An 18,510-nucleotide genomic window follows, 5' to 3' on the forward strand; every position below is an offset into this window, starting at 1 on the left:
ACAAAATCTCCTTTATTTAAAATCCTTCGCTCTATTTTTCCAATAATCAGAACGCCATTTATTAAAAGATTTTCTATCTATTCCAGACGGAACTGAATTAGGATTAATATGAATTGTTCTAGAATTACTTTGATGGAAAGACTGTTCTACCTCAGCAATAGAACTTATATCTCGTTGAGTCATATGATGCAAGTTCACAGGATTACCATCTGGTCCTAAAGGAGCCAAACCCTGTTCCATTCTTTGAAGATTAGATCGTCCTTTAACGTCTACTTTATTAATATCAATTATACCATCTCTTTGATAAACTTTCGTTCCTTTAAATTCAATATCATTTTTCCAATATTCCCTAGTCTGTAAATAGTCTTTAGGAATCTCAGCCCCACTGGCTTTCTTATCCCCATTCAAAACAGCCTGATCTTTCTGAGTATTAACCTTCCCCTTTATCGTTTGCGCCTGTGGCTTTGATTCCACCGGTTGATTCCCATTCCCCTTTGGTGTTTGCACACTCTTCTTTTCCTCAACCTGTATCCGCTGTTGGCCACTATTTGTCGACATCCGATAGGAACCGTAAGTGAATCCAAGAACCGACAACGCCTGACCCAATTCGTCCTCTTGGCTCCATGCGACGATATCCTGTGCCCCTACTGAAGCGCTCATCACCCAATTGAACGGAAACACAAGCTTTTCACCCGTCACATAATTGACACCCTTGCGCCAGGCAGCATTGACTTTCGCTAAGTAGGTCTCCTGATCAATCAGCACAAACTGCTCTGGGCCAAGCCGGTGTCCCTCCTCTTGTAAAAAGCGGTACAACTTCTTTTTAGATGAAAGAGTAATTTTCTATAAAGAAAATCCTTATCCATTTTGGGCTAACGATAAGAGATATGATTGTATTAAGATTAAGAGATCCTTATACCCAAGCTTAGATTTCATAATCATTAAACTTTTACCATTAATCCTATTTAAAACAAACGTTTTCAACTCTTTTTTGGATTTATTCAATTTTATTACTTTCTAAGTCTAAGAAATTTTGAAACCTAACTATTAAATCTTTTTTGGTAGTCAGAGAATCCTGAGGCATGTAATTTATAAATCTAACCATGTCGTCAGGGTAATTATTATTATCGTAAAACTCTGCAATTTTTTTTTAGTAATTCATCTTCGGATTTAATTGTCTCCTTTAATTTAGATAAGTGTATAAGCCTAAGTTTTCTTTCTTCTAGTATAAATTCATCATTATCTTCCTCTAAGTTATTAAAATATTTATTTTTTAGTTCAAATAATATCTGTTGTAATCTACTGGAATTAAATTCCCACGCTAAATCAATAATAAAAGGATCATCATTCCCTCTTTCCACTAGTTCAACAGCATAATCTGAAATGATTTTCTTATCAAAATATTTTCTCACTACTCCTACATAAATGGTTTTCCAATCATACTTGATTTTTTTTTTCTTTAAAGTCCTTCAATTCCATAATCCTTCCCCTTTATTTTTTAGGTGCTTGGTTAGGTTTACCCGTTTTTTTCTTCCACCTCAGAATCGAGCAAAATCGTTGGCTTAAACCTTAAATAGATGATACACTCAAAAAACGACACCAGTTTTTACTAGTATCGTTTCACTCCCCTATTTAACTTTTGACTTTAAATAATAAACACAGCTATCCTTAACTTGATTAGTGAATTTAGTTCTTACTGGTCAAGACTCTACCTTCTCGATTCCTGTCGAATGGTGAAGTGCCTTTTTATTGTTTAATAAATATCGATTCTTGAAATATCAACTTCTATATACTCATTTTGTTTAATATCCTTAGGAATATTACCGTCTGACAAATCTATTTTAAGTTCCCCTATTTCCATAATTTTATTCTCACTATCTACAAGTTTACCCTGAATATGGTAACTATCATTTTTTCTGTCTATTACACATTCTTCATTGAAACTTTTAACAATATTTCTAACATCAAACCCGTAAAGAATATCTAAAAACGTATCACCTTCTGATAAATTGCAATCACTACAAAAACATTCTATGGAATAAACACTATCAGAAAGAGTAATGTCCGCCTCTCCTGAATCCTCATCTATCGAGTTTACTTTTTTTACAATAATCATCTTTATTCCCTCCTATGGATTTAAACCTAAACTAGGTGCTTTTTTAGCAAGTTCCTTTACAGATTTCAGATGTAAAGTTGTTATATTGCCTGTCGCTCTATCTAATCCGACAAATGCATATTTAGCACCTCCTTCACCACCAACAAGTTTGACATAACCATTCATTTCAGGGACAAATTGACCTTCCTTAATTACATGATTAGCATCATTTAAATAATCAGCTATTGTATAATTATTTTTGTTTAGAGCCTGCTTCATTTTAGAACCATGTTTTGAAAAATGAGACTCTAATTTCTCTATATTTCCGAAATTAGCCCCACTGACTTTCTTATCCCCATTCAAAACAGCCTGATCTTTCTGAGTATTAACCTTCCCCTTTATCGTTTGCGCCTGTGGCTTTGATTCCACCGGTTGATTCCCATTCCCCTTTGGTGTTTGCACACTCTTCTTTTCCTCAACATGTATCCGCTGTTGGCCACTATTTGTCGACATCCGATAGGAACCGTAAGTGAATCCAAGAACCGACAACGCCTGACCCAATTCGTCCTCTTGGCTCCATGCGACGATATCCTGTGCCCCTACTGAAGCGCTCATCACCCAATTAAACGGAAACACAAGCTTTTCACCCGTCACATAATTGACACCCTTGCGCCAGGCAGCATTGACTTTCGCTAAGTAGGTCTCCTGATCAATCAGCACAAACTGCTCTGGGCCAAGCCGGTGTCCCTCCTCTTGTAAAAAGCGGTACAACTCTTGATTTTGTACCCCATACCCTGTTAATTTATCTTCAAGATGCCAGATCATCACGGGCTCGCCTTCTAGACCGGTTGAAATCCGTCCATAAACATGGTAAGCCTTTAGCTCTGCCATGTATATCGCATGCGTGTCGGCTAACTGGCGTTTCACACCCGGATGTTCACCGACATGACGGGGTTGGTGAGCCTGCTGGTGCTTTACGATTTGTTGGTAGCGATGGAGCTCTCCAAACGCTGGCTGGGTAACGACATGTTGATAATGTCCCGCCCTTAAAGGGCCCGGTACCTTCTGCGTTTGGTTTAACGTTTTCCGTAACTGGTCCAAGACCTGTTCTATCTGGCTGTGTTTTTTTCCGCGATCAAAGCCTTTAAGATCATCAAGCACCTCGCTGATATATTCACGGGTTGCCCCCTTATCCTGACTGACGTCCTTAATTGCCGGCACCTTGACCCCACTAATATCAGTCACCTTCAACAGACTATCACGCGCCCGTTCATACCCTCGATAAAACTGGCGGTAATCATCCTGAATATCTTCCCGTAGCTCCAGAAGGGCGTGGCGATTGATTTGCGTCCGACTCGCTGTATCTACCTCGTTATGAAAGGTTTGGATATCTTGATTTAGCTTGACCAATAGATCGGCGAACAGGCTGTCAAAGGTTTTCACGACGGTCAGGTGAAAGGTGCGCACGTAACGCTTGCTTTGGTCAGCGGCTTGCCCTGAAAACCCACGCATCTGGCCCATTGCCTCAAGCGCCCGGCGAATTGCCTGTAAATCGCCACGTATCTCTCGGCATAATGTACGGGTTTCATCCCGAAAGCCTCGGACTTCTTCCATATTGACACGGGTTGCCATTCAGCTTCTCCTCCTTTTAGTTTAAAGTATGACCGGATAAAAAGCATCCCGGCTCCGTTATATTTTTAGAAAACAGAAAAGCTGCTTTCATGTTTTAGAAAGCAGCTTGATAAGCATATATACTATTTCAATTAAGAAACCTAGTCATTCTGCGTCAGGAAGTTCTGAAGTTCAACTATCTCTTCCGCAGTCCAATTATCCGGCACCCCTAGCGGGAAGGGGTTATCCTGATTAATTGGCTCCATATGAATCGCATCCTTATCCTTTGTCTCGGAATCGATATGCAAATACATATGCCCGACTACTTCTAATGGATAAGTTAGCGCGACCGTCATCTGGTGAATACCAATTGGCACCTCGGTCGTGACGTCGACACTGTAATCACCGACATAGCCCCAAATCGGCAAGTATAGCTTCCTTCCACCGTCAATTAAACTTTGCGTGATCCGACTATCTCCATTTGCCACTTGCTCGGTTGAGAATAAATGACCGGTCTGGATCTCAACTTGAACCTCCGGTAACGCAAACTGTTGGTTGGTCTGGGTGAGGTTCTCAAGTGTTGTCTGCCCGGTGATGTCAAGTGGGACCGTCACACTTCCCGCTTGGCGAGCATAGTCGATATAGCTTAGGTCCACCAACTCCTCTGGCGCAGTCAAGGCAAAGCCAAAGGCAACAGGGGCATTACCAAGCGCATTCTGATAGGTCAGATCAATCGGCATGTCAAACCCATAGCCGGTCTTCATCTTGCGAATCGGCTCGAGCGGGATGGCAAAGCTTTCGCGAAACACCTCCATCTCTTCGCCAATCATGCGCTCGGTTTTGATCACACCCTCATAGCGGAGAACATCTGATCCGGCTACTTCTGCATGGAGCGCGCCCTGTTCAGCTGTGTGCCCTTCCGTGTCGACCTCTGCTTGTTCAGCAGGAACCCGAATATCATTCGGATTAAAGTCTTCGAGCTTAACGGTATAGATGGCCGTCTCATTCACCGCTAATGCCTCTGGCGGAATCGTGAGTGTGAGCTGTTCTGGTAAGGATCGGGCTGTATAACGTTTGCCTGTAATCAATGTATCCCCTTTATAAACATTAACCATCACCGTCGCTTCACCCATATCCTGTAAAGTATCGGCATAGTTGTTTTCCTTCAACAAATCGACGATTACAGGAAGGCCTTCGGAAGCTGGTGTGGTATAGATTTGGATCCGTTCTAACCCCGTTTTAATTAAAGGAATGTCATAGTAGTAATTAACCGTCAGGTGCGATGTCCCTATCACACCTGATTCAGGATCCCCATCATGGCGAATATATCGGTAGACATATTCACCCTTCTCAATAACAGCCGGTACTTCACTGTATGTGTCCCCTTGAAGCAGAGTATAAACCTTACTATCCCGAATCGGTTCACCTGTCCGGTTGTCGATATAGTTAACGGTCACATCACGCCTTAAGCGATAAAGGAAGGTGTGTGATAGGTCACGATAGCCTAGCGTACCAGCAAAAACATCATTATTCTCACGTTCAAAGACACGACCATCATTTAAGGGAAACGTAAGTGGCTGTGTGTAGTTGTATCTATATCCCACAGGTTGGGTTGTCTCTATCTCTCTTAAAACATCAAACGACGGGAATCTATTCTGCCATTTTACCGTTATATCATGATAAGGTGTGGCCAATAACTTATCTGTCCTGTCTCCACGCCCCATCGTTCCAGATACAATTGTCCCATCTTCTAACACATAGTTTGTACCGTTGTAAGTCCTGTTTTTCGTGAACGAACGACTATAATCTTGTTTGTAGCTATATGTTCTCGTACTCGAAGTTTCTAACAGTTTACCTGAATACTTATCTATTATCTGAACAGTATGGTTGTGCCTTGTATTGTAGTACACCGTCCACTCATTATTTGATGCATTTGCACTAATCGTTTTAGCACCCGTTTGTCCACCAGCATTAATTAACGGATATTTCTTACTCCCTATTTTGCCTTCAATTAAAGAGTGACTAACTCTGTAAGAATCACCTATCAATCTTTTAGCTGTTGTTGTATCAAATAAAGTATTTGAATGTAGATCTCTATGGAATACTTTTAATCCTACTTCTTGACGTTTAAAAGGAACAGTAAAAGAAACAGATCCCTTTGGATCATCATCCACCCTCATTTGTATTAATGGTTGCGATCTCCCACTAGTATGATAAGTAATCATCGGGGTGTACCTTTTTAGGTCGCCCTTAATATTAGATCTTCTTAATGTCGTATTATAATCTAAAGGAGCTGAGAAGTAGAACGTATCTCCACCTCTAATAGTTAATGTGCCCCCTGTTGAACTCGTATTTCTTGTTTCATTTACGATTCTAACCTTACTAGGTACTGATATTTGAATTCTATTAGAACTGTGGGCCTCCAATCGTGTTGACTGAGATACTTGCCTATTACCACTAACACTCACACTTAAATTTGTTCTCGTTAGACTAATGGCCGAAGATGGCGGATTCGTTCCATTACGCACTAAATTCCAAAGTTGCTCATACCGAGGTAACGATTTACCAGTCTCTCTATCGCCAGGATTCTGCACCCTAGATAAGATTAGCGATGTTACTACAAGTCCAGCATCCTGTTGGCCTGAACTAAAAATATTAGCCTCACCACCCCAACCATAATAGAGCGCTCTAAGAATTTCAGCATTTCGATAAGGAGTTTGGGCTGTGTAAGATGACCCCGTTTGAGCCGGGGGCGAGTTATGCTCAATACAATAAGCAAGCCTGTTATTCACTCTGTACTCTCCTACACTAGACAACCCCGATTGAACAGTTCTAATTCTTTCTATTGAGGGGTTACTGCTAGCATTTAATTCTTCAACAGATAGGATAGACGTTATCATATCTGTAAAACTACTGAAAACAGTTTTACTGGTTTCCTTTTTAATCGCTGGCTTTGCTAACAAAAAATCAAGTCTTGGATCAAAATTATGATCCCCTTCAGTAGAAAAAATAGCATCACCGAGCCAATAGATTCCATTATCATCCACCTCAAGCACTTCATCACCATTCACTACTAGTTCATTGTAATTGCTGGGGCTCCAAACATGAATTCCATCTGGAAATTCTATATTTTCATAGTTACCTTCATAAAATTGAATATCAATATCCTCTGTATCCATTAAATAATCATCATCATTGTGTTCTTTATCAGTGCCTACATCGGAATGATCTATTTCAACATCCAGGTTTGTTGGTACTTCCTCCTCTAATGATTCGATTGAATGATTCGTTCCTTTGCCATCTGCATCAATACTATTTTCTTGATTAGTTGAAGATGCCATGATGACTAATAGAGAAGAAATTTCACTAAAAAGCAATATCATCATCAATAAAACAATACATGTTTTTTTGAATTTAGACACTCGTTTATCCCTCCCTGTATTTTCTGATCCATAAAGAAAAGCCTAGAAATATCTAATGTTAAATAGACATTACTAGACTTACTTCAACCACTTTATAAACTAGTCTTCAAAAAGATCTTTAAAATCCTCTGGTTTACCTTCTGTTATCCATGCATCGTATGTAGCACACCCTAACTCTTTTGCCCTGCTTTTATCCTCACAATTAGGCATGGGTTCATCTTTTACAACCTGTTTCCATTCCAAATCGTCTACGGAACTTGACACATGTTCGTCATTAGATTCCGAATGACGGGCTGTGTCACTAGGCGAGCTCTCACCAGTAGACACTTGACTTGAAGTTCCAGCTGAGTTAGCATTCCCACTAGTTTGTGATGATTGTTCCTGAGTAAGCTGCTGATTCTCAGCACGTGCCATCTCCTCTGCCAAACGATTAGCTTTAGCTTCATTCTCCTCAATTATTTTTAACACAGCATCTAACCTAGCATCTGAAAATTCTTTTATTTTGACGTTCCTTATGTTAGCTACGCTAACTCGTGCATTTTCATAAATTGAGCGTGAAGGCTCTTTTATTACCTCGTCATTATTAAAAAGTTCAGCTACTGCAGCTTCTGCTGTTTCAATCTGTGTTAACTGCTCTGAGGCATCCTCTAGCACTTGCGCAATAGCTTGATACCATGTTGTTTCTTCATCAAAACCTTGTTGCTCAAAAGCTTCATAGTAAGCTTCCAACTTCTCATGATCGAGATTTTCAACAATTACTGGATGGGTTACCTCATTTCCAGTAATAGCATCTTCAACAAAAAACTGGTTTAAAGCCTGCTGATGATCGTACTGACTTAAGAGCTGATCCGCACGATCCAGAAGAGTATCAATGTTATGTAGCAACTGGTCGGCTGTTTCTTTTAAAGTACCCTTCCTAATCGTCATTTCAGAATATGTCGTTTGTAACGAGATAAGATTAGTTTTGATCGTTTCTATTTTTTCTACAGCAAAGGCCTCCGTCATAAATCCTTGCTCATCAAGATAGGTGTCTAGCTCCTCACAGCTAGCACGTACTTTATTCTGCCCTTCTGTAAGCTGTTCCTCTAGTCGTTGGTCATTTTGATGTTGCACATAACCATAGGTTGTTCCAGCTATCGCCATTAGTCCAATCATGATTAAGATCATCATAAGTCCTCTTTTGCTTCGTTTCATATTAGTCCCCCTACACAGAAAAATTCATCTCAATATTTTACTGTAAAATTAAACTTTATCTTGATTTAATTTTCAATGTTAGAATTTAATTATCCTTTATAAAATTAAAAAAGAGTTTAACATAATTCTTATTCGAATTACATTAAACTCTTTTAAAGTCGGTAAGCATACTATTCTTGGCCAATTGGACAAAGAAATCTGTTATATACGTTATCATACCTATAATTAATGACAAGAAACTTTTAATCTTTAAAAATAGAAAAAGGTTGTTCTTTCAATAATCTTGAAAGAACAACCTTTGATGTGTTTATCTAGTGCATTTTTATTTCATATTCATTTTAATATAATGAATGATTTGTTGGTTTTTGGCTCATTCCAACAACCCTACACATATGTGTTGTTCTTTTGGTAAGTCACAAGTGGATTTTAAGCATGCAGTCCACTAACTCGATTTGTAGTATAGTTAACTCAGAATGCGACTTTTCCTTTGGATTAATCTGAGCACCACGCTATATCAAATTGTCAAGTTGCGACATGTGTATTGGAAATTACACACATGATAACGTATACAACCTGCTCTAAATCACTTAAAGGATAAATAAATCTTGATTAGGGCTTTTTCTTTTCGCGATAACTTTTCCATGCTTATCTTTTACTGTTCTAATGTCATAGTAAATATCTTCAACTTTTTTCAGTGTATTCGTTTGAATATTTTTTACAACTAGGCTTGCTTTAACCTCATAGATTTCTTTATTAAAGGTTCTGACTGTTCCTTGTTTAATTGTTAAAAAATCAAACCTTTGCATTAGTGATTTTTTCGTCATATATAAGATCACCTCCTATTTATGATTAGCATACTAATGATTGCACACAGAATGTTGAATTTAATTCAATAATAGTACAAATTACCCTATGCATTAACGACTAATTTACCGGGTAAAAAATACTTATTTGTAACTTTTTGAAAACTTATGATATAAAAATACCATATAGATTCTGTTTTTACAATATTATTCTAGAAAATATTAATTCTTTTCTTATTTTTTGACACATTTACATATTGTTTGAAATCAACTTATAGTAGTTTTATTGAGGGGGTAAAAATGTATCATAAGCTAACAAAGGATATCAATTGGTATTGCTAAGAAGGCAACATGGATTAACCCAAGCACATTTAGCCGATTTACTAAGTGTTTCCAACCATTTCTAAATACGAAAAGAATGCTGCCTATCCTAGTTTTACTATTTTAATCAAGCTTGCCGACGTATTCGAGGTTTCAATTGATTATCTAGTCGGTCGAAGCAATATTGTAAATATTGCTTCGACCGACTAGATAATCAATCGATTGATCAAGCCATGGCGCTTTTACTTGAAATGGAGGATAGTGATAGAACAAGAGCCCTCATGGTATTAGAATTACTACAAAGAAAAGATAAATTAGTTTAGTGTTTAAATACGAAAGACTAGCTTTCTAATTAGGCTAGTCTTTCTCCAGATTTCAAATATGCTTTTTTTAATCAGCTTGTAAAAATCCCTTGTTTTTTAAATAGGCATCCATGTGAGGGCGTTTGCGAGTTTCTGTATAGGTTGCCATTAACGCTGTCCACGATGTTTGGCGCGCCCCATTCGTTCGCATGTGATAATACTGCTCCATTTCCTGATCATATTGCTCGATCTCGTTGACGTGATCTGCGTTGTAGCCTTCATAATGGACGACCGCTGTTTGAGGTAGTCTTGGCTTTTGCCCAACCAATTGATCTGGATGTCCCACTGTAAGACCAACAAGAGGAAAGACAAAATCCGGTAGCCCTAACAGATCACTCACCTGATCAGGATGATTACGAATACCACCGATCATAACGCCACCTAGACCTAGTGACTCCGCGGCAAGTTGCATATTCTGCGCAACTAGAGCAGCATCAACAGCTCCTACAAGTAATTGTTCTGCTCCCCCTACATCAAAGCTCATTTGATGTTTTTCACTCGCATATTTCTGACGCGTATAGTCAACACAAATGACAAAAAACACCGGACACTGCTCAACCCAGCTTTGGCCACCAGTTAGCTCAGCTAGTATGCGCTTCTTCTCACTATCTTTAATCACAATAACCGTGTAGGACTGCACGTGATTTGAGGTCGAAGCCCATCTTGCCGCCCGGGTAATTGCCTCAACTTGCTGGTCTGAAACAGCTTGATCCGTATAAGAACGAATCGATCGATGGGCCTCCATTTGCTTGATCACTTCATTCATTTATCACCACTCCTTTTGCTGTTGCAACGCTATTATTAGCGTACTTCATATCAGCTAAAATGCAAGCAGCAAGCATTCGGATTGGAATGCTTGCCATGTTATATATCAAACGTTGTTGACTAAAGTTTGGGTGCCTTTCTAAGTGCAGATGACCCCATATGTATCTTTAATTGGAATAAAACACGTAAGAAAATCAGGGCAATTGAGCTGACACTGGCTTTTCTACATTTAATCTCCATGTATTTTTTTACAGGATTCTCTTTTGATCAGCGTTGCATTTTCCTTTTCTACAATCCCACGTTGTTGCTCTTGCTCTATTGATTCGATAAGTAGTGTTGTTGCTCTTTTCGCCATTTCAGAAAACGAGATGTCGATGGTTGTTAACGGTGGATTTAAATAAGGTGAAAAAAAAGAATTATCAAATCCAATAATTGATATATCTTCAGGAATCCGTAACCCTAACTCATTTATGGCTTTATATGCACCTACTACCATCGTATCATTACTTACAAAAATAGCTGTCGGAGGGTTAGCCGTTCTAAAAAAATGCTTTATCCCTTCGTAACCACTATTCTCTGTAAAATCACCTTGATAAATCATCTTTTCTGTCATCTCTATTCCATGTTGCCTTAGCGTTGTTTCATAACCTGCTAGCCTTTCTTGCGCAGACAATTTATTTAAATTTCCCGTAATAATACCAATCGAACGATGGCCAAGTTCTAGTAAATAGGACACCGCCTTTATACTGCCCTCGTAGTTATCTGCATTAATATATATTGCATTATGATTAGCGTTATTCACTTCACTCGTATCAATCATAGCAATCAAATGGTTTTGTTCAATGAGACTAAAGATAAGTTCATTTTCCGCTTCTTGTGTTCCTACAAAAATAGCTCCATCAATTAGCTTTTGTTGAAAAATACTTTGAACCTTTCTCAAATCATCTTTTGTATATGAAATAGAGACAAGGACGTAATGATCCATTTTATTCGCCTGGTCTATGACTGCGTTAACAATTGGAGAAAAAAAAGGATTATCATGTATTAATGTATGCTCTGATACTTTTATATGATGATCTTCCTCATTATCTTTTACATCCAATAAAATGAGGGCGATCATTTTATTTTTCACTCCAGCTAACTTTCGCGCTGAAGCATTGGGCGCATAATTATACTCTTCAATCGCTCTCCAAACCTTATCTCTTGTTGTTTGGGGTATATCTGGATAATTGTTTATCACTCTTGATATCGTACTTCTGGATAACCCTAAAAGTTTAGCTAAATCCTCACTACGCATAAAGTCTCCACCTATTAAATGATATTTACACCATTATATCAGAAAACACAGAACGTTATATGTTTGATTTTTTATTATCTTTCCTTCTCATAGAAAGCGGCTGTCTCTTGGGCATAGTAGCCTTTCGACAACCGCTTTGAAACCACAGCTCACCTAAGTTTACACGCCCACTCGCAGAAACAATATAGATATCATACCTACCAGGCTAACGACTATTTAAAGATCGGAGGCTTGTATTTTGATTAAGCGTATGACTAATACCTAGACGCTTTTGTTATTATAACTTTACTTTTGCTCCAAACGCTTCCGGTAAGATACCACCGCGAAGCAAACCGCTCCAATAAGTAAAGTTAGGACGCCAATGAACAGCATTGTATAGATGCTCGTCGCTGTGCTTGGGAGTTTTTCTCCATCTCTATCATCCTCTTCACGATCTTCATCTTCTAAATGGTCTTGATCTTCGCTTTGATCTGGATCTGTTATTGGATCTTGATCTTCGTCTGGATCTGTTTCTGGTATTACTATTTCTGGGTCATCTAATTCTGAAACCGGTGTATAGCGTACCCAATCGTATTCTGCAACCAACGGAATATCATCGTCATCGAAGGTTCCTGTCCAGTCATCAACACCAATTCCAGGCCATAGATTCATCATGATTTTTTGTGGTGTTTGTGGAATATTTTCTGTTGCTGTATAAACAGCCTCACCATTTACATACCATGTAATAGAGTCTTCTCTCCAATCAAATCCATAGGTGTTAAATGACTGAGATGCATCAAAATCTAAATCATGATAATATTCATTACCGCCAACACCATCAGTAAAATAGTTAAATTGTATTCTTGTTGTATCCTTACCTAAAAATTCGATATCAATTTCATCCCAAGGATCATTATCCCAATCCCATTCACCTGTGTACGTAAAGAAGGATGAGACGGTTCCCTCTGATGCTACAGGTCTCATACTTACTTCGTAAAAACCATAGTGATAGAAATCATTTGTACGGAGTTCACCAGACTTGTACGGTATGCCTGTTTCCGAAGCGTTCTCGTCATGATCAAGCGTTAATTGCATTTTATCATTATCGAACGTCACTTGTTCAGGATACCACGTTGTATTAAACATATCTCCGTTTGTCCAAACGCCTGCCATTGACCATCGTTCTTCATCATGGAAATGAAATTCTTCAAAAAACGCCGCACCCATTGGCCTTTCTGTCGGCGCATCTGGATCGTCTATGTCTGGATCTTCATTGCCTGGATTTTCATTGCCCGGATCCTCGCTATCCGAGTCTTCTGTATCTGGATCACCTATGTCCGGATCCCCAACCTCAACCTTTCTAACTGCAACATTGTCAATAAATACATCATGTTCTTCTTCAGGCGTTAACCCTTCGGCATCTTTCCCTAAAGCAAAACCAAACTTAGCTGCAGGATCAGATGGTTCTGTCATTTCAAAAGAATAAGTAAACGTTTGCAATTGATCCGTTAACGCTGCGGTTTCATCAAAGTACTCGGTCCATATATCATCTTCTTCACCATTACGTTGAATTTGAACACGTAATGGCCGATCCACTGTTGATCTTGCATCAAATGTCACTTCATAAGAAGCACCTTGTTCTATTTCAACGCCATGTTGGAATAATTGAATGTTCCAATCAGCTTCGCCGATATTAGCAATGGAAACTTTAGCTTGTCCATCTTCTTCAGAGAAAGTTGCTTCCCCTGGACTATATGCTTCCCTTCTCCAACCAGATAAAGAATCGAAGGTACCGTTTTCTAGAAGATTTTCTGATTCTATATCTAATTGAAGCCTCTCTAAAAATACATTGTCAATGTAGACATCACTGTTATGACCACCCAAGTTGAATTGAAGCATGGCATTATTATCATGTTCAGCTTCCATAGTGAATGATACGGTATACACTTCTGTATCTGTTGTTAAGCCAATTGTTTCTTCATAAACAACTTCGGCATTTGAGTTTGTAAAAGCAACTTGAATATCTCTCTCAGCTTCTGCACTTGCATCAAAAGTTAATTCGTATGTTCTGCCATTCTCTAATCTAAAATTGCTTTGTGTTAACTGTACAGCATTTACATGAGTACCGCCATCGGTAATTAATGCATCGAATCGACGTTCATTTATTGCACTTCCAATATAATAAGTAGCATCTGCCGTTGCATCGGTATGGAATTCCCAGAATCCCATTCTCCCTTCCCCTTGATCAAACGTGCCATTATAAATGTAATTTCCAGTTGGAAGGGGACCTCTTATCGTATCAGCAGGGTCTGGTTCAGCAATTTTCTCTAATTTAACATCTGTAAGCGAAACATTGCTATCGTCTAACCCCATATTAAATTCATATCTTGCTTTTACATCCGTTAAATCTTCCATCTTAAATTCAAATGCATAATCTTCCCAAGAATTAGAAAGCGTAAAAGGCTCTTTTCTGGCATAGTCAGCCCAACCGGCATCGCCATCTCCACCTATTTTTACTTTTAACGGCCTTTCATTCTCCGCTTTTGCACGAAAAGAGGCTCTATACGTAGCACCTTCAACGAGATGTATTGGAGATTGAAGCACCTGAACGCCGTGTTCGACATTTCCGCCTGATCCGATTTGAACATCTAACGCTCCGTCATTAACTTCAAGGGTAGCATTACCACCATCAGCCTGTAAAAATGTCCAATAATCTGTATACGGAACACCTTCTATTCCATCGATTTCAGGATCATTACTATCAAAGTTCCCATTATATACATAGTTACCATCTTCTAAAGGGGCCCTTCCTTCACCATCCTCCGCACTTTCAGGCTTTTCATGGACTGGATATTCATCTTTCTCGTAGAATCTTACATAATCAACTGCCATTTGCTGTGGAAATACGGTTGTTTCATCAGGATTTCCAGGCCATCCACCACCAACAGAAATATTTAAAATTAACATGAATGGTTGATCAAATGGAGCAGGATAAGTATAAGCATCTGCATGGTCAGGGTGTTTAGTGAACCAGTCATTTGCAGTATGGTAATGAACATCATTGACATACCATCTAATTTCTCCAGGTTCCCATTCTATGCTAAACACATGATAATCATCAGCAAAGGTCGTACCATCTTCTAATCTATATGTCCCTTCGATTGATCGGTGTGGTGCACCAAAGTGAACCGCTCCATGGACTGTATCAGGCTCATGCCCTAACAATTCCATAATATCAATTTCTCCACTTACTGGCCACGTCCCATAAAATGGTTCATTATTTGGCATCATCCAAATCGCTGGCCACATGCCTTGCCCTTCTGGTAATTTCGCTCTTACATCCACTCTTCCATAAGTCAACGTTTGCTTATCTTGCGTCCATAGTTTAGAAGAAGAGTAATGATATACTTGACCATCCTCCTCTGTAATATCTTCTTCTCTAGCCTCAATAATTAAAGAACCATCTTCAACCCAAGCATTATCCTCTGTATATGATTGTATCTCATCGTTCCATCTACCATTTGTTGGTTCATCAAAGCTCCAGTTATCCATATTTATCTCGTTACCATCAAATTCGTCTGACCACGTTAACTCCCAACCATCTGATTCTGGATCTGAGCTTCTGTCAACATTTGAACGATCTTCTGCAGAAACACTACCTACACCGAAATAACTAAAGTTGGAACTAACTAGAATTACTGCCAATAAAACAATAAATGCTTTCCTAAGCTTCATACTAAATAACCTCCATTATTTTTTGTAAATAGTGTTGCAAATGAAGCATCACCTTCTTAAAAGCAGCTAACCGTCCATTGTGAATTGAGACAATGGACAGTACTGCGATCAATTACTTCTCTTTCATTTACTAACTCAATTACTAACGCGCGTTAGTCAATGAGTAAAAAAATAGACTTTACCATCATGCACCTTCTTAAGTGCTGTATAAGAGCTTTTGTTGTAAACAATATATCGAAAGCGCTTTCAAAAATATTTTAAATGATATTTATAAATAAATCAATCTTTTTCAAAAAGGTACTTTTTTAAAACTGACATTCGTATGAATTTTCATCAGACTTTTATATAGATACTTACGTAACGACATTTACACTACCCATCATTAATGGTAGTATACCGCTAAAAGAAGAAGGATGCTTTTATTCAATTTATGAAAACCCCTACTATAAAAAAACTTTAATCAGTGGACGTTTTACGGACGGTTATCCGTGATAAAAGTGGACAAGGAGTATTTTATGAAAAAAATATATGAAAACATAAGTATTGATAGAAATACACAAATGAATCTTTTTAAGTTTAAAGCTACAGACATTGACCGGATCATACCAATGCATTTTCATAATGAAATAGAGTTAATATATTGTGTTAAAGGTCAATTAAAAATATGGCACGAAGGTAAGAATAGCATTATGTGTAAAGATGATCTCCTTTTCATCAATAGTGGAATGCCCCATTTGAGTCAAAGTACGTCAAAAAATGAAGTGATTGTCATTCATTTACCTGAAGCGCTATTTGTACAAGAAAAATTATATATCAAACTTGATACTGTCAATGAAGATATACCAGATCGTATAAAAAAACAAATAATAAAGATAATTACTTCCTTGTATGAACTTCACTGTTCTTATGGGAAATTCTCATTTTTAAAAGAGCAGAGTCTTATTTTAGATTTAGAATATATATTAGTCACCCAACTTGCTTGTCAATTGAAAAACGAAAAAAAATTCTATTCAAATCAACAAAAAAAGATTAAAGAAATTATTCATATCGTTAAAGAACATTATCAGGATAATATTAGCTTAAAAGAAGTAGCGTCACTTTGTGGGTATTCACCCGCTTATTTATCCAGAATGTTTCATCAACATGTAGGACAATCTTTTGTGGAATTCAAGCAAATACTAAGTTTGGAAAAAGCCATCGAATTGATGGAAACATCCGATAAGACTTTTGAACAAATTGCTATGGAGACAGGGTTTTCAAATGAAAAATCTTTTAGAAAAGTGTTTAAACAAGTGATAGGTAAAACACCTCGGGAATATAAAAGTAGTAAAAAAACGACCGAAATCAAGTAAAATAAAAACTCTTATTGTAACCGCAAACATGATACTCTAATACTACGTTAATAATAATGCAAATACAGAAAGGATGTAGGGTTATGAGTATTGATAACGAATACACTTCCATCGTTCAACAAGTGATAGAAGCAGTCGGAGGAAAAGATAACATTATCTCAATGGCTCACTGTGCGACACGATTAAGGTTGATTGTCAAAAATCGAGATATTATTGATGATGACAAAGTAGACAATATTAATAAAGTAAAAGGATTCTTCTTCACATCGGGACAATATCAGATTATTTTTGGGACAGGTACTGTAAATAGAGTTTATGAAGAAATGGTGAATCAAGGGGTATCAGCTACATCAAAATCCCACTTAAAAGAGCTCGCTTCAGAGGAAGAAGACAATGCGTTCAAAAGAATGATTCGTATATTTGGCGATGTATTTGTTCCAATTATTCCAGCATTAGTAGCGACTGGATTATTTATGGGATTACGAGGTTTAATTACGCAACCAGAACTACTCTCGTGGTTTGGTTTAACGCCAGCTGATATTTCACAGAATTTTATAGTATTAACACAAATTTTGACCGATACAGCTTTTGCATTCCTACCAGCTTTGGTTTGCTGGTCAGCATTTAAAGTGTTTGGTGGATCGCCACTTCTAGGTATTCTGCTAGGATTAATGTTAGTTAGCCCATTGTTACCCACTTCATGGGATGTTGCACAAGGTAACGATGAACCGTTATTATTCTTTGGTTTTATAAAAGTCGCTGGTTATCAAGGATCTGTTTTACCAGCATTTATTGTTAGGGCAGTTGGAGCCACATTAGAAAAAAGAGTAAGAAAGATAGTACCAGAAGCACTAGACCTTATTCTAACGCCTTTACTTTCTCTTCTGATCATGATGTTACTCGCTTTCTTTATTATTGGACCGGTTTTTCATGAAGTAGAGGTATGGATGCTCGCACTAGTAAATGTATTAATAGGGCTTCCTTTCGGTATTGGTGGACTTATATATGGAGCGATCAATCAGATTATTGTAATATCAGGACTTCATCATGCCTTAAACTTAATTGAAATTGACATGTTAGCAGATACGGGTTGGAATTTGGTTAACCCAATTAGTTCGGCTTCTATTTGTGCTCAAGCAGGTGCTGCATTAGCAGTAGGTATGAAAGCCAAACGCACAAAAATTAAAGCGATCGCATATCCATCTGCAATGTCCGCGTTACTTGGTATTACTGAACCTGCGATTTTCGGTGTTAATATTCGTTATGGTAAACCCTTTATTATGGGCTTAATAGGTGGAGGCGTAGGTGGATTCCTAGCCACTCTGTTAAATGTTAAAGCGACTGGTATGTCCATTACAGCAATTCCGGGCGTTCTATTGTACTTAAATAACCAATTATTACTTTACATCCTTGTTTCCTTTGTCGGATTTGCTGTCGCCTTTGCACTAACCTATGCTTTTGGCTATAAAGATCAAATAGAATAAACAGCATATTTCGTTTCATCTAAATGTCTGGCTTCATCATCGTGCAGTTGAAAAGTATCTTATAAAGAGGGCGAAAAGGCATAATCAATA

The 18,510-nt window shown here is 38.1% G+C and carries 12 protein-coding genes and 1 pseudogene; 3 read left to right on the forward strand and 10 right to left on the reverse strand.

The annotated features are described in order from the left end of the window. Positions 1-12: 12 nt before the first annotated feature. The 7 genes and pseudogenes from JOE23_RS06865 to JOE23_RS06895 all read right to left on the reverse strand — a co-directional run bounded on the left by JOE23_RS06865 (position 13) and on the right by JOE23_RS06895 (position 9,146). Positions 13-816, reverse strand: a complete 804-nt coding sequence (locus tag JOE23_RS06865; RefSeq protein WP_204436951.1) for an HNH/ENDO VII family nuclease — start codon at positions 814-816, stop codon at positions 13-15. Positions 817-997: 181 nt separating this feature from the next. Continuing rightward, positions 998-1,479: pseudogene (locus JOE23_RS18260) on the reverse strand (DUF2247 family protein). Positions 1,480-1,753: 274 nt separating this feature from the next. Continuing rightward, positions 1,754-2,116, reverse strand: coding sequence for a hypothetical protein (locus JOE23_RS06875; protein WP_204436952.1), 363 nt, complete (start codon positions 2,114-2,116; stop codon positions 1,754-1,756). Positions 2,117-2,128: 12 nt separating this feature from the next. Continuing rightward, the gene (locus JOE23_RS06880; protein ID WP_204436953.1) at positions 2,129-3,727 is read right to left on the reverse strand and encodes a T7SS effector LXG polymorphic toxin; all 1,599 of its coding nucleotides are present in this window, start codon (positions 3,725-3,727) and stop codon (positions 2,129-2,131) included. Between the two features lie 140 nt (positions 3,728-3,867). Then, on the reverse strand, positions 3,868-7,128 hold the full coding sequence (locus JOE23_RS06885) for a MucBP domain-containing protein (RefSeq protein ID WP_204436954.1): 3,261 nt from the start codon (positions 7,126-7,128) through the stop codon (positions 3,868-3,870). Between the two features lie 99 nt (positions 7,129-7,227). Then, positions 7,228-8,322 (reverse strand): hypothetical protein, encoded by a 1,095-nt coding sequence (locus JOE23_RS06890; RefSeq protein ID WP_204436956.1) that lies wholly within the window; start codon positions 8,320-8,322, stop codon positions 7,228-7,230. Between the two features lie 587 nt (positions 8,323-8,909). Next, the gene (locus JOE23_RS06895; RefSeq protein ID WP_204436959.1) at positions 8,910-9,146 is read right to left on the reverse strand and encodes a hypothetical protein; all 237 of its coding nucleotides are present in this window, start codon (positions 9,144-9,146) and stop codon (positions 8,910-8,912) included. A 366-nt stretch (positions 9,147-9,512) separates the two neighbouring features. Between JOE23_RS06895 and JOE23_RS18265 the strand changes: the two genes are divergently transcribed. Further along, a complete protein-coding gene (locus JOE23_RS18265) occupies positions 9,513-9,656 on the forward strand; it encodes a helix-turn-helix domain-containing protein (RefSeq protein ID WP_204436962.1) in 144 nt (47 codons plus the stop codon). Between the two features lie 180 nt (positions 9,657-9,836). Here the strand turns inward: JOE23_RS18265 and nfsA are convergent, their stop codons facing one another. From nfsA to bglS, 3 genes are all read right to left on the reverse strand, one after another. Continuing rightward, on the reverse strand, positions 9,837-10,574 hold the full coding sequence (nfsA, locus tag JOE23_RS06905) for an oxygen-insensitive NADPH nitroreductase (RefSeq protein ID WP_204436963.1): 738 nt from the start codon (positions 10,572-10,574) through the stop codon (positions 9,837-9,839). Between the two features lie 228 nt (positions 10,575-10,802). Then, complete coding sequence (locus tag JOE23_RS06910; RefSeq protein ID WP_204436964.1) at positions 10,803-11,870, reverse strand: LacI family DNA-binding transcriptional regulator; 1,068 nt, start codon at positions 11,868-11,870, stop codon at positions 10,803-10,805. Between the two features lie 285 nt (positions 11,871-12,155). After that, on the reverse strand, positions 12,156-15,584 hold the full coding sequence (gene bglS, locus JOE23_RS06915) for a beta-glucanase (RefSeq protein WP_204436965.1): 3,429 nt from the start codon (positions 15,582-15,584) through the stop codon (positions 12,156-12,158). A 515-nt stretch (positions 15,585-16,099) separates the two neighbouring features. Here bglS and JOE23_RS06920 point away from each other — a divergent pair. Together JOE23_RS06920 and JOE23_RS06925 are read left to right on the forward strand one after the other, a co-directional pair. Next, on the forward strand, positions 16,100-16,936 hold the full coding sequence (locus JOE23_RS06920) for an AraC family transcriptional regulator (protein WP_204436966.1): 837 nt from the start codon (positions 16,100-16,102) through the stop codon (positions 16,934-16,936). A gap of 83 nt (positions 16,937-17,019) precedes the next feature. After that, the gene (locus JOE23_RS06925; RefSeq protein WP_204436968.1) at positions 17,020-18,420 is read left to right on the forward strand and encodes a sucrose-specific PTS transporter subunit IIBC; all 1,401 of its coding nucleotides are present in this window, start codon (positions 17,020-17,022) and stop codon (positions 18,418-18,420) included. The last annotated feature ends 90 nt before the right edge of the window (positions 18,421-18,510 follow it).

The organism is Amphibacillus cookii (assembly GCF_016908375.1).
Taxonomy (GTDB): Bacteria; Bacillota; Bacilli; order Bacillales; family Amphibacillaceae; genus Amphibacillus_C; species Amphibacillus_C cookii.